The sequence below is a fragment of the Sphingomicrobium marinum genome (assembly GCF_026157105.1).
Taxonomy (GTDB): Bacteria; Pseudomonadota; Alphaproteobacteria; order Sphingomonadales; family Sphingomonadaceae; genus Sphingomicrobium; species Sphingomicrobium marinum.
The window spans coordinates 2,148,064-2,160,238 of sequence record NZ_JANPVQ010000001.1 but is presented as its reverse complement, the minus strand read 5'-3'; the positions used below and the strand labels follow the sequence as shown (position 1 = coordinate 2,160,238).

General features: G+C 64.1%; 15 protein-coding genes. 3 read left to right on the top strand and 12 right to left on the bottom strand.

The window, feature by feature from the left end; all coding sequences use genetic code 11:
* Positions 1-8: 8 nt before the first annotated feature.
* Genes NUX07_RS11110 through NUX07_RS11095 form a run of 4 tightly spaced genes read right to left on the bottom strand, consistent with a single transcriptional unit; the run spans position 9 to position 3,419 of the window.
* Positions 9-464: a 3'-5' exoribonuclease gene (locus NUX07_RS11110; protein WP_265530643.1), complete on the bottom strand. Its 456-nt coding sequence runs from the start codon at positions 462-464 to the stop codon at positions 9-11.
* A 33-nt stretch (positions 465-497) separates the two neighbouring features.
* Positions 498-788, bottom strand: coding sequence for a hypothetical protein (locus tag NUX07_RS11105; protein WP_265530642.1), 291 nt, complete (start codon positions 786-788; stop codon positions 498-500).
* A gap of 40 nt (positions 789-828) precedes the next feature.
* Positions 829-3,243 (bottom strand): ligase-associated DNA damage response DEXH box helicase, encoded by a 2,415-nt coding sequence (locus NUX07_RS11100; RefSeq protein WP_265530803.1) that lies wholly within the window; start codon positions 3,241-3,243, stop codon positions 829-831.
* On the bottom strand, positions 3,240-3,419 hold the full coding sequence (locus tag NUX07_RS11095) for a hypothetical protein (RefSeq protein ID WP_265530640.1): 180 nt from the start codon (positions 3,417-3,419) through the stop codon (positions 3,240-3,242). The genes NUX07_RS11100 and NUX07_RS11095 overlap by 4 nt, the downstream gene beginning before the upstream one ends.
* 66 nt (positions 3,420-3,485) lie before the next feature.
* Here NUX07_RS11095 and NUX07_RS11090 point away from each other — a divergent pair, with 66 nt between their 5' ends.
* The gene (locus NUX07_RS11090; RefSeq protein ID WP_265530639.1) at positions 3,486-4,484 is read left to right on the top strand and encodes a ligase-associated DNA damage response exonuclease; all 999 of its coding nucleotides are present in this window, start codon (positions 3,486-3,488) and stop codon (positions 4,482-4,484) included.
* On the opposite strand, the gene pgmG is transcribed toward NUX07_RS11090, so the two are convergent.
* Both pgmG and NUX07_RS11080 read right to left on the bottom strand, forming a co-directional pair.
* Complete coding sequence (pgmG, locus tag NUX07_RS11085; RefSeq protein WP_265530638.1) at positions 4,481-5,842, bottom strand: phosphoglucomutase/phosphomannomutase PgmG; 1,362 nt, start codon at positions 5,840-5,842, stop codon at positions 4,481-4,483. The two genes, NUX07_RS11090 and pgmG, sit on opposite strands and share 4 nt — an antisense overlap.
* A 7-nt stretch (positions 5,843-5,849) precedes the next feature.
* On the bottom strand, positions 5,850-6,641 hold the full coding sequence (locus NUX07_RS11080; RefSeq protein ID WP_265530637.1) for a division plane positioning ATPase MipZ: 792 nt from the start codon (positions 6,639-6,641) through the stop codon (positions 5,850-5,852).
* Between the two features lie 59 nt (positions 6,642-6,700).
* On the opposite strand from NUX07_RS11080, the gene panC reads away from it, so the two are divergent.
* Positions 6,701-7,546, top strand: a complete 846-nt coding sequence (gene panC / locus NUX07_RS11075; protein WP_265530636.1) for a pantoate--beta-alanine ligase — start codon at positions 6,701-6,703, stop codon at positions 7,544-7,546.
* Between the two features lie 80 nt (positions 7,547-7,626).
* Positions 7,627-7,929, top strand: a complete 303-nt coding sequence (locus NUX07_RS11070) for a hypothetical protein (protein ID WP_265530635.1) — start codon at positions 7,627-7,629, stop codon at positions 7,927-7,929.
* A gap of 56 nt (positions 7,930-7,985) precedes the next feature.
* On the opposite strand, the gene pal is transcribed toward NUX07_RS11070, so the two are convergent.
* From pal to NUX07_RS11040, 6 genes are read right to left on the bottom strand one after another with little or no spacing between them, the layout of a single operon-like run.
* The gene (pal, locus tag NUX07_RS11065) at positions 7,986-8,510 is read right to left on the bottom strand and encodes a peptidoglycan-associated lipoprotein Pal (protein ID WP_265530634.1); all 525 of its coding nucleotides are present in this window, start codon (positions 8,508-8,510) and stop codon (positions 7,986-7,988) included.
* Positions 8,511-8,524: 14 nt separating this feature from the next.
* On the bottom strand, positions 8,525-9,823 hold the full coding sequence (tolB, locus tag NUX07_RS11060) for a Tol-Pal system beta propeller repeat protein TolB (RefSeq protein ID WP_265530633.1): 1,299 nt from the start codon (positions 9,821-9,823) through the stop codon (positions 8,525-8,527).
* Between the two features lie 12 nt (positions 9,824-9,835).
* Entirely contained in the window at positions 9,836-10,588 is a 753-nt protein-coding gene (locus NUX07_RS11055; protein ID WP_265530632.1) for a hypothetical protein, read from the bottom strand.
* The gene (gene tolR, locus NUX07_RS11050) at positions 10,585-11,040 is read right to left on the bottom strand and encodes a protein TolR (protein ID WP_265530631.1); all 456 of its coding nucleotides are present in this window, start codon (positions 11,038-11,040) and stop codon (positions 10,585-10,587) included. The genes NUX07_RS11055 and tolR overlap by 4 nt, the downstream gene beginning before the upstream one ends.
* Entirely contained in the window at positions 11,040-11,726 is a 687-nt protein-coding gene (gene tolQ, locus NUX07_RS11045; protein ID WP_265530630.1) for a protein TolQ, read from the bottom strand. The genes tolR and tolQ overlap by 1 nt, the downstream gene beginning before the upstream one ends.
* Entirely contained in the window at positions 11,723-12,172 is a 450-nt protein-coding gene (locus NUX07_RS11040; RefSeq protein ID WP_265530629.1) for a YbgC/FadM family acyl-CoA thioesterase, read from the bottom strand. The genes tolQ and NUX07_RS11040 overlap by 4 nt, the downstream gene beginning before the upstream one ends.
* Positions 12,173-12,175 lie beyond the last annotated feature (3 nt).

Sequence of the window (12,175 nt, the reverse complement as noted above, 5' to 3'; positions counted from 1 at the left end):
GACCCGATTCACTCCAAGTGATTTATCACATGATCGCGTAGCGACCGCGCATCGTGGAGCGCGTTATGCGGTACTTCGCTATTGGCAGCGGTCGAAAAGCCTGAGAGGTCGATCATCTGCAAGGTGAAGGGCGGAATTGTCACCATGCGCCCGGGGCCGACCAGAAGCAGCATGGAGAATTGTGCCAGATCTTCGGGCCAGTCGGCGACGATCAGCGGTTCGTCATCATGCGCCAGATAGGCGGCGAGCGCGTGCGCGGCATCGCTCCGCGACAAGGGCAATTCCTTGAGCGCTTCGGGCACGGTGTTGAGATAGGGCAGGACGTTGCGCTCCACCCACGGATCGGTGATCACGTCATGCTTGATGATCGCATAGAATTCCTCGCCGCCATCCTCGGGCACGAGCGCGAGGCTCAGCAGGGCGCCGCCAAAGCCATCAAATTCGGTGTCGAGGAAATAACGCATCGGGGACTAGATGCGCTCAACCGGCGGCCGCGTCTAGCGCGGCATTTCGAACGAGGGCCGATCGTCGCAGTCATCGCCGCGCGTCAGCGCTTTTTCGCACGCCCGCTGCCATTCGCGCAGGTCCCTGCCATATTCCTCTTCGGCCTTGCGGACCTTCCTGCCGTAGTTGCGGTCGGCTTCCTTCTGGCTCGTGGTGGCAAGGTCGACGCCCTTTGACGCGACATCGACCGGCAACGTCACAATATCGACCGCGGTATCGACCACGGTACCGACGACACAGCCCTGCAACGCAAAGGCGGCGGGCAGGAGGAACATGATACGCATGTCGACCGCATAGCCGAAATGGCTGTGAAAGTGGTTAATATCAGTCCAGTCGCATGGCCTGTGCGACCAATTCCTTTTCGACCTGTGCCAAAATTGCCTCATCGGTAGCCCTGCCCGGCGCCTGCTCTCGCCCGATATTCATCATCAGCGGGACCGCCATCGGGGTCACCCGCTCGGCTGTGACGTGCACCATGGTGTCGGCAGCGCGGTCGACGAGGCGGACGAGGCGGCCGAGCTCGGTCATGCGGGCGCGGGCATCGTCCCAGGCGGCGCGCATGAGGAGATGATCGGGTTCGTACTTCTTGAGCACGTCGTAGATAAGGTCGGTCGAGAAGCTGACCTGCTTGCCGGTCTTGCGCTTGCCGGGATGCTGGCGTTCGACCAGCCCGCCAATGACCGCGACCTCGCGAAAGGCACGCTTGAGGAGGTGCGATTCCTCGATCCAGCTCTTGAATTCGTCTTCGAGGATGTCGGGCGAAAACAGCGCTTGCGGATCGGTTACCGGCTCGAGGCTCGAGGTCGCGAGCGCATAGTCGGTCGCCACCCACGACAGCGGCTTGAGACCCGCCGCTTCCATGCGCTTGGTCACCAGCATGCCGAGCGACTGGTGCGCGTTCCAGCCTTCGAACGCGTAGACGGTCATGTAATGGCGCCCCTCGTGCGGGAAGGTCTCGACCAGTAGTTCGTGCGGTTCGGGCAGGATCGAGCGCCGCGATTGCACGTCGAGCCATTCGCGCACGTCATCGGGGAAACGCTGCCAGCTGCTGCGATCGGCAAGAAAGCCGCGCACGCGTTCGGCAAGGTGCGTCGACATGCTCATCCGCTGCCCGCCATAGCTGACGATCCGCCCGACCTGCTTGGAGGCGCGCACGATGATGTCCTGCTCCTTGAAGCCTTCGACCTCCAGGCTGATGCCCGAGAAAAAGAAGGCGTCGCCGGGCGTCAAAGTGGACGCGAAGCTTTCCTCGACGCGTCCGATATGGCGCCCGTTCTTGAAGCGTAGGTCCATCATCGTGTTGTCGACGATGACGCCGGCGTTGAGGCGATGTGCTGCCGCGATGGCGGGACGGGTGATACGCCATTTTCCCGGACTGTCTTCGACCAGGCGCTTATACTTGTCGTAGGCGCGCAGCGCATAACCGCCGGTGGCGTTGAGTTCGAGGACGCGGCGCCACGTCTCTTGCGTAAGCGCCGAATATGGCAGCGCCGAGCGCACTTCGTCGAGCAATTCGGCCTCGTCGAACGGCCCGGCGCACGCGATGCCCATGACATGCTGGGCAAGGACGTCGAGCGCGCCTTCGCGGAAGATGTCGGGATCGAGTTCGCCGTCGTCGATTGCATCGAGGCAGGCGCGCGCTTCAAGATATTCGAAGCGGTTGCCCGGCACGATCATGCCCTTGCTGGCTTCGTCGAGCCGGTGGTTGGCGCGGCCGACGCGCTGGAGAAATCGGCTCGATCCCTTGGGCGCGCCCATCTGCGCGACCAGATCGACATTGCCCCAATCGAGACCCATGTCGAGGCTGGCGGTGGCGACGAGGCCCTTAAGGCGCCCCCCGGCCATGGCGGCCTCGACCCTGCGGCGTGCCTCGCGGCTCAGGCTGCCATGATGGACGCCGATGGGGATCTGCTTGTCATTAGCTTTCCACAGGTCCTGGAAGATGAGTTCGGCCAGGCTGCGGGTATTGGTGAAGATGATCGAGGCGTCGTGCTCCTCGATCAGCTGCATCACCTGGCCTGCGGCATAGCGACCCGAATGGCCCGACCAGGGAACGCGGTCTTCGGGGACGAGGATCGACAGGTCGGGCACCGCGCCCGGCTCGCCCTCGACCAGCCGGACATCGTCGATCACGCCATCGGGCGCGAGCCAGGCGCGATACGCATCGGGGTCGGCGATCGTGGCGCTCAGACCGACGCGGCGCAGGCCCGGCGCGAGCCGCTGCAACCGCGCCATCGCGAGGCACAGAAGGTCGCCGCGCTTCTCCTTGGCGAAGGCATGGATTTCGTCGACGATGATTGTCTTCAGCCCCGAAAACATCGTCGCTGCCTCGGGATAGCTCAGCAGCAGGCTGAGGCTCTCGGGCGTGGTCAGCAACATCTGAGGGGGACGCGCGCGTTGACGCGCCTTGCGGTTGGAGGGGGTGTCGCCCGATCGCGTCTCGACGCGGATATCGAGCCCCATTTCCTCGATGGGTTCGAGAAGGTTGCGCTGGACGTCGACCGCGAGCGCCTTGAGCGGACTGATATAAAGCGTGTGGAGGCCGTCGGCGGGTGCCTCGATCAGTTCGGCAATCGAGGGCAGGAAGCCAGCCAGCGTCTTGCCTGCACCCGTTGCCGCAGCCAGCAGCACATGGTCGCCGGCACGCGCTGCCTCCAGCATATCGAGCTGGTGCCGGCGCAAGTGCCATTCGCGCCGCGCCAGCCAGTCATCGATAATAGCGGGAAGCGCTTGGCTCAGGCGTTGCCCCCATGGCGCTGGCCGTCTTCATGCTCTTCTTCGTAAAGCTCCTTGGTCGCCTGTTCGGTGCGTTCGATCGGAACGTCGCTTGTCTTGTTCTTCCGGATCACGATCAGGAAGACGATGGCGAGCAGGACGAAGCCCACGAGGGCGGTGGTGGCGAGGCCAAATTCCATGGAAAATTCCTTTCTTTCGCTATCAACGCGGGAACCCGGCTGACGTTTCAACCACTAATAGTCGGTATGCCCCGCCTCGGATCCTGGATCGAGCCTTTTCCCGAAGGCATCTATGTGCGCCCCGCCGACGCATGGGTCGACCCGTCCGAGGCCAAGGAAAAGGCGCTGGTGACGCACGGCCACGCCGATCACGCCCGCGGCGGGCACGGGCAGGTCTGGGCGACGCCCGAGACATTGGCGATCATGGGCGTTCGCTACGGCGAGCAGAACCCCGTGCCCGTCGAACATGGTGAAACGGTGCGCGTCGGCGAGGTCGACGTGACCTTCATCCCGGCCGGACATGTTTTGGGTTCGGCGCAGATCCTGCTGGAATATGAGGGCGAGCGCGTGGTCGTGTCTGGCGACTACAAGCGCCGCCCCGATCCGACCTGCGCGCCCTTCCAGGTGACGCCGTGCGACATCTTCATTTCCGAAGCGACCTTCGGACTGCCCGTCTTCCGCCATCCGCCGACGAGCGACGAGGTGCGCAAGCTGCTCGACCGGCTGGAGGCCGAGCCGACGCGCTGCGTGCTGGTCGGGGCCTATGCGCTCGGCAAGGCGCAGCGGGTCATCAAGGAACTGCGCGAAATGGGGCACGATGCGCCGATCTATTATCACGGTGCGATGGAGCGACTGTGCAATCTCTATGAGGAGCTCGGCGTCGATCTCGGCGAGCTGCGTCCCGTTTCCGAGGCGACCAAGGACGAAATGCGCGGTCATATCGTCATCTGCCCGCCCGGTGCGCTTAACGATCGCTGGTCGCGTCGCCTGCCCGAGCCGATCACCGCGATGGCCTCGGGCTGGATGCGTATTCGGCAGCGGGCGCGGCAACGCAATGTCGAATTGCCGCTGATCATGTCCGATCATGCCGATTGGGACGAGCTGACGACCACGATCCGCGAAGTGAACCCCAAGGAAGTCTGGATCACGCACGGGCGCGAAGATGCGTTGATGCACTGGTGCATGATCAACCAGATCAAGTCGCGCCAGCTTAACCTCATCGGGCGCGAGGATGAAGACGACTAGCTGCGGCTGACGCCGAGTTTTCCCAGTTCCGCGTCTATCTGCGCGACCAGCCGGTCGAGACCGGCTGCATCGTTGGCTTCGGCGCGCGCGGCCAGCACGTCCTGCGTGTTGGAGGCACGCAGCAGCCACCAGCCGTCCTCGGTCGACACGCGTGCGCCATCGGTCTCGTCGATCTCTACACCCGCATCGCGCAGGTTGCGCAGCAGGTCGTTGATCACCTGGAACTTGTCGTTGTCGCCAACGGGGAAGCGCATTTCGGGGGTGGAGACGGTGTGCGGCATGGCGTCGCGCAACTGGCTCAGGCTTTTGCCCGATGCAGCGACAGCTTCGATCAGGCGGACCGAGGCGTAGAGCGCGTCGTCGAAGCCGTACCAGCGATGCTTGAAGAAGATATGGCCGCTCATCTCGCCCGCGAGCGGCGCGCCGGTTTCCTTCATCTTGGCCTTGATCAGGCTATGCCCGGTTTTCCACATGAGCGGCGCACCGCCCTTGGCCGCCACGTCCTCGAAGAAGGTGCGGCTCGCCTTGACGTCGGCGATGATGGTGGCGCCGGGATTTTCCTCGAGGACGGGCGCTGCCAGCAGCATCAGCAACTGGTCCCCCCACAGGACGCGGCCCTTCCCATCAACCGCACCGATGCGGTCGCCATCGCCATCGAAGGCGAGACCGAAATCGAGCCCGTTTTCGACCACGAGCTCCTTGAGGTGCGCGAGGTTCTTCTCGACCGTGGGGTCAGGGTGGTGGTTGGGAAAGCTGCCGTCGACCTGCGTGAAGATGGCGTAATGTTCGCCCGGGAGTCGTTCGAGCAGCTTGTCGAGCACGGGCCCGGCGGCGCCATTGCCCGCGTCCCAGCCAATCTTGAACTCGCCGCCGCGGAAATCTTCGACCAAGCGGTCGACATAGGCGTCTTCGACTTGCGTCTCCTCGATGGTGCCGCGTCCTTCGGTCCAGTCGCCGCGCGCGGCGATGCGCCCCAGGCGCTGGATCGCTTCGCCATGGATGCTGTCGCCGCCCAGCAGCATCTTGAAGCCGTTATAGTCGCCGGGATTGTGGCTGCCGGTGACCTGGATGCCGCCGATCACGTCGAGCGTCGCCGTGGCGAAGTAGAGCATCGGGGACGGACCCAAGCCGACGCGCACGACATCCATGCCGCCCGCGGCCAATCCGGAGACCAACGCCGTTTCAAGCCCGGGCGAGTGATCGCGGCCGTCGCGGCCGACGGCAACGCGGCCTTCGCCGCCCGCCATCGTCGCGTAGGAGCGGCCGAGGGCATGGGCATCGGCTTCGGACAATGTCTCGCCCACGACCCCGCGAATATCATATTGCCGCAGGATGGACGGATCGAATTCGTGGCTCATTTGCGCGTTAGCCGTTGACCACGAGCGCAGGGCCCGCAGGCCTCTCGATGCCGAGCCCGGCGACCATTTCGCGCAGTTCCTGCCGTGCGGCGACATGGCTGAGGCTGGTGTCGCCAAATTCGCCGATATCGAGCATGGTCAGGCCCTGCGGGAATAGCTCGCGGTAGATCACGCGCTCGCTAAGCCCCGGGATGACGCGGAAGCCCACGCGGCGCGCCAGTTCGTCGAGCGCAGCGCCGACGCGGCGCAAGTTGTGGCTGTCGATATGCTGGAGACGGTTGCGCAGCACGACCCAGTCGACGCTGCGTCCGGTCGCGCTCGCTGCCTTGGTGCGGCTTTGCCAGATCAGCTCGGCATAGAAGCTGGGGCGCTTGATCTTGTAGGTTTCGGGATCGACCTGCCCGATCAGGTCGAGATCGACGAAACTGTCGTTCATGGGCGTGACGAGCGTATTGGCCATCAGGATCGCGGCCTTGGCGATCTCGTCATCGCGGCCCGGCGTGTCGATGATGACGACGTCGGCATCGCCCGCTAGCTGGTCGATCGCGGCGTTGAATTCATCGACCGTGCGTCCCTCGAGTACCGCATAGTTGGCCTGCGGCAGATCCTTGTCCTGCCGAGTGACTGTCTCGCTGCGATTTTCCAGATAGCGCGTCATGGTGCGCTGGCGTTCGTCGAGATCGAGCGCGGCGACCTTGTGCCCCGATGCGGCGAGCGCGATCGCGGTATGAACGGCGGTCGTGGATTTTCCCGTCCCGCCCTTTTCGTTGGCAAAAACAATGAAATGCGGCTGGCCCATCGCCCCTTCGCCCCCTAAACAAACTCTTCGACTTATGGGGTAGGCGAGAGGCGCGCGCGGTGCAAATCATTCATGGTCTGAAGGGCTTGGGTCTGGCGATGAGCGCGCTCAGGTCGCATGGCACGGTGGCGCTGGTGCCGACCATGGGGGCGCTTCATGAAGGCCATCTTGCGCTGGTGCGCGAGGCGCGTGCGCGCGCCGACAAGGTGGTCGCGTCGATCTTCGTCAATCCGCTCCAGTTCAATGACAAGGCCGACCTCGATCGCTATCCGCGCGATGAAGACGCGGATGCCAGGAAGCTGGAAGGTGCAGGCTGCGACCTTCTGTGGATGCCGAGCGCCGCGGATTTCTATCCGGAAGGGTTTGCTACAACCGTCCATGTCGACGGCATCACCGAGCGCTGGGAAGGCGAACATCGTCCGGGCCATTTCGATGGGGTTGCGACGGTCGTCACCAAGCTGTTCACCAACACGCGGCCCGATCTCGCCATCTTCGGCGAAAAAGATTTCCAGCAGCTCGCGCTGATCCGGCGCTTTACCCGCGATCTCAACCTTGGCGTCGATATCGTTGGCCATATGACGGTGCGCGAAGAAGACGGCCTGGCGATGAGTTCGCGTAATGCGCTGCTGTCATCCGACGAGCGGACGACCGCGGTAGTGCTCAATCACGCGCTCAAGGAAGCGCGGCGCGATATCCTGGCTGGCAAAGAGGTGAAGACAGTGCTGTCAGGCGCCCGCGCCAAGCTGACGAAGGCCGGGTTCGGGCCTATCGATTATGTCGCATATGTTGATCCCGATACGCTCGAGCCGCTGGACGAGCGCGCGAACGAGGGTCGGCTGATCGCCGCCGCTTTTCTTGGGAAAGTGCGACTTATCGACAATTTCGAGGTCAAGTTGGCGGCGTGATCGGCTTATGGTGAATTGCCGTTAACCATTTCTTTAACACCCGAATCGCAATGTTCTCCCAACAACTAGGGGGAAGACCAATGGCGATCAGTCAGAAGAGTGCCGAATTTCTTATCCAGAGCCGCCTGGCCGATGCCGAGGCTGGCGATGTCGAAGCCCTGTTCGAGCTGGGCGTGACCTATTCAACCGGCCGTGGGGGCGTGGCCGTCGATCTCATCGAAGCGCATAAATGGTTCAACCTCGCCGCGCTCAACGGCGATACCCGTTCGCAGCAGTGCCGCGCGGAGATCAGCTACGAAATGACCGCGCGCGAAATTGCCGAAGCCCAGCGCGGGGCCCGCGCCTGGCTTGCCGCGACCAGCGGCGTCGCCCGCGCCGCCTGACACGAAAAAAGGCCCCGGCACGACGCCGAGGCCTTTTTCGATTGGTCGTTGCCCGACTAGCGGACGACGACGGTCACGGCGCGGCGGTTTTGCGCCCAGGCCTGTTCGTTCGAACCCACGGCAACAGGGCGTTCCTTGCCCCAGCTGATGGTGGTGAGCCGGCGTTCCGGGACACCTTGCGCCATCAGATATTGCTTCGCTTCGTTGGCACGGCGTTCACCCAAAGCAAGGTTATATTCGCGCGTGCCGCGTTCGTCGGCATGCCCTTCGATCGAAGCGCGCACATTGGGGTTGGCCAGCATCCACGCCGCCTGCGCCCTGAGGGTCGCCTGCGCGGCGGCATCCAGATCGCTTTCATCGGTCGAAAAATAGACCGTGTCGGAACCGGCAGCGGCGATCAGGTCAGCCTGTGCGCCGGGCAGTTCGACAAGATCCATCTCATCATCGGCATCGCCCGTCGCAGCCGGGATATTCGACGTATCGCCGGCATCGGGCACCGTCTCGACGGCCTTATCCTTGCTCGAGCAGGCAGCAATGGCGAGCGCCGCAGCGGAAAGGAAAAACAGATTATTATTCTTCATGATTGCTTCTCCAATTAATTCTTCAACGGCGACCAACTGGGATCGGATCCCCCCAGCGGGGTTGGCATAAGACGCGGCTGGCCGCCGTTGATCGGCACAGCATACAAAGAGGCTTCGCCCGAACCCTGCTGGGTGCGGTGGAACATGACGAACTGGCCGTTGGGCGCCCAACTGGGACCCTCGTCCTGCCAGCTGTTAGTAAGCAAACGCGCGTTGCGCCCCGAAGGGTTCATCACCCCGATGCGAAACGCGCCGCCGCCGATGCGGGTGTAAGCGATAAGATCGCCGCGCGGGCTCCAGGAGGGCGAGGCATATTGCCCGCCGCCGAAGCTGATGCGGCGCTGCTGCGACCCGTCGGCATCCATGACGTAAAGCTGCTGCGAGCCCGAGCGATCGCTCTCGAAGACGATGCGGCGGCCATCGGGCGAATAGCTCGGCGAGGTGTCGACACCCGGCGCGGTGGTCAGGCGGCGCGGCTCGCCGCCGTTGACCGACACGACGTAAATATCGCTGTTACCGAGCGTTCCCATCGAGAACACCACGTTGCGTCCGTCGGGTGAGAAGCGCGGCGCGAAGGTGAAGGCGGTGCCGGGCACCAGCAGGCGATCTTCGCCGGTCACCAGGTCCATGATGCGGGCACGCGGACGGCGGCCCTTGTAGCTCATGTAGACCAGCCGGCGCCCATCGGGGCTGAAACGCGGGGTGACAACGGTATAGCTGCCATCGGTGAGGTAGCGGTGATTGGTGCCATCGCTGTCCATCAGCGCGATACGCTTCACGCGATTATTCTTGGGGCCGGTTTCGGCGACGTAGACGACGCGCGTATCAAGGAAGGGTTGTTCGCCGGTCAGGCGTGCATAGACCATGTCGGCGCACTTGTGAGCAGCGCGGCGCCAGTCGCCTGCCTCGACGGCATAGCCCTGCCGCTCGAGTTCGAGCCGGGTGACCGTGTCGAAAAGGTAGCAGCTGACCTGGATCCGCCCTCCGGGAAGCGGGTCGACCTGGCCCGAGACGAGCGCGGTCGCGCCGGCGCGGTTCCAATAGGCATGGTCGGGGCGGGTGACCTCGCCGACTTCGAGGCCGCGAATGCCGGTCGGCCCGATGGGCGAAAGGACACCGGTAAAGCGCAGATCCGATGCGATGACGGCGGAGATGTTCCGGCCCGTCGCGCTGTCACCCGCCATGGCTGGAACGGCGACCGGCTGGTTGCCTTGCTGCCCGCCGACGACGTCGACTTCGAGCGGCGGCGGCTCCTGCGCGAGCGCTGCGGCTGGCAAGAGCAGCAGGAAGAGGGCGGTGAGGGACTTGAACATTGGTCGGCTCCTCTAGGGCAAACGGTAGGTCATGTTGATATTCGACCAGCCGCGCGGGACATCGTAAAGCTCGGGCGGCAGCCCGCGCAGTGGCGAGCAGCCAGTATAGGCGGCGATCGCAAGATCCTTCACGCGCTGCTCGTATTTTTCGTTGGAGGGCGTGACGCCGCGGGTGCGCACGACCTGCGGCGGTCGGGCCAGGCTTCCCGTTCGGGTCAGCCGCAAGTTAAGTGTCACGCTGATTTCGTTGGCGCCGGGACCGGGGTCGATCTGGCGGTTGGCGCAGGGCTGGATCTGTCGGCTTATCAGTTGCGCGATATTCTGCGCTGCAGCGGCGTCCATCACCGGCGCATTGCTGCCCGGATTGACGCGATCGCCCTCGGCGACGTCATCGAGGATATTGGCGAGATTGCCAGGTTCACGGCGCGATCGAGGCTGCGGGCGTTCCTTCGCGGGGCGCGGCGGGGTCGGCTCGGCGCGCGGCGAGGGTGTTGGCGTGACGGTCGGCGGAGCGGGCTCGACAGGCTCGAGCGGCGGCGCGTCGAGCGGATCGACGGCCGGCTCGGGCTCGGCGGGCGCGGGGGCGGTGGCCAGCTCGGGGGCGGCCGCAACCAGGCCGACCTCGTCGACGAATTCAACGACGATGGCGGGTGGTTCAGGAGCACTATCCATGCGCGCCAGTTGCAGCGACAGGGCGGCGACCAGCGCGACGTGAAGCGTCAGCGCTGCGCCGATGCCGACGCTCTCGGCGCGGTCGAGCTTCACCGCTCGTCACCGCCGACTGAGACGAGCGCGACGCGGTTGAGGCCAGCGCGATTGAGTTCGCCCATGACCGCCATCACGCTGCCATATTCAAGCCCGCGATCGGCGCGCAGGTAGACGCGGCGACCTTCGGGCGGTGCGGGCTGGGCAGCGATCGCTTCCAAGCGTTCGGTCAGTTCGGCAGCAGCGATGGGCTGGTCGCCGATCGAAATCTGGCCGTTGCCGTCAATCGACAACTGGATCGGCTCCATGTCTTGGCTGAGCGTTTCGGCGCGGCTTTCGGGAAGGTCCACCGCGACGCCCGCCACGAGAAGCGGTGCGGTCACCATGAAAATGATCAGGAGCACCAGCATCACGTCGACGAAGGGCGTGACGTTGATCTCGCTCATCGGCGCACGCTTGGCACCGCGCTTGCGGCGGCCACTTCGTCCCGAGGAGGCGACACCCATGCCCATTAGCTGCGATCCAGCTCGCGGCTGAGCGTGTTCTGGAACTTGTCGGCAAAGCGGCCGAGCGTTGCTTCATAATGGTCGAGGCGGTGCGTGAGACGGTTGTATGCAATGACTGCGGGGATAGCGGCAAAAAGGCCGATCGCGGTTGCGAACAACGCCTCGGCAATACCCGGCGCGACGACCGCGAGGCTGGTGTTGTTGGCGCCCGCAATGGCGGTGAAGCTACGCATGATGCCCCACACCGTGCCGAACAGGCCGACAAAGGGCGCGACCGAGCCGACGGTGGCAAGGATGTTGAGGCGGTCCGACAATTTGTCGAGCTCGCCTTCGATCGCGCCGTCGGTGGCGATCGCGATGCGTTCGCGTACGGCGGCCTTGTCGCTCACCGTGGTGCGGGTCGAGCGGCGCCACTCATCGAGGCCGGCGCGAAAGATCGCGGCGGGCGGCAGCTTGGCGTTGCCGTGGCGCTCGGCGAAAATTTCGATATCGTCGGACTTCCAGAAGGTTTCGACCCAGTCGCGGCTTTTCCTGCGAATGCGCGCCAGTCGCCCGGCGTGGGTGAAGATGATCGCCCAGGTCCAGATCGATGCTAGCAGCAGCCCGACCATCACCGCCTTGACGACGATATCGGCCTGCAGGAACAGGTTCATTGGGCTCATCAGGTCGCCCGAGGTTTCCAAACCGGTCATTCTTCCCCTTTGGCCAATACGGCCTTGAATTTTTCGACCCATTCCGCTGGCTGGCGGACCGGGCGGCCATCGGGCGACAGAAGCGCCGCCGTGACCGTTGCTTGACACAAAATTTCACCGCTCCGCATGACTGCCTGCTGAATGAAACAGCTCGCGGCGCGTACATTTTCCACCCTGCTGACAACCAGCAGGTCATCGCCAAGTTTTGCCGGGCTTTTCCACTCAATGCCCATCTGCGTGACCGCATAGGCGCCGGTGCCCGCTTCGATGGCTTCGCGCTGGTCGATGTCGAGGCGCGCCAACATGTCGGATCGGGCGCGTTCGAAAAACCGCAGATAATTGGCGTGATAGACGATCCCCGATAGGTCGGTATCCTCGAAATAGACATGCACCGGAAAATGGTGCTCGGCACCTTTGAAGGCGCCGCGGATGGGGGTCATCGTCATCTG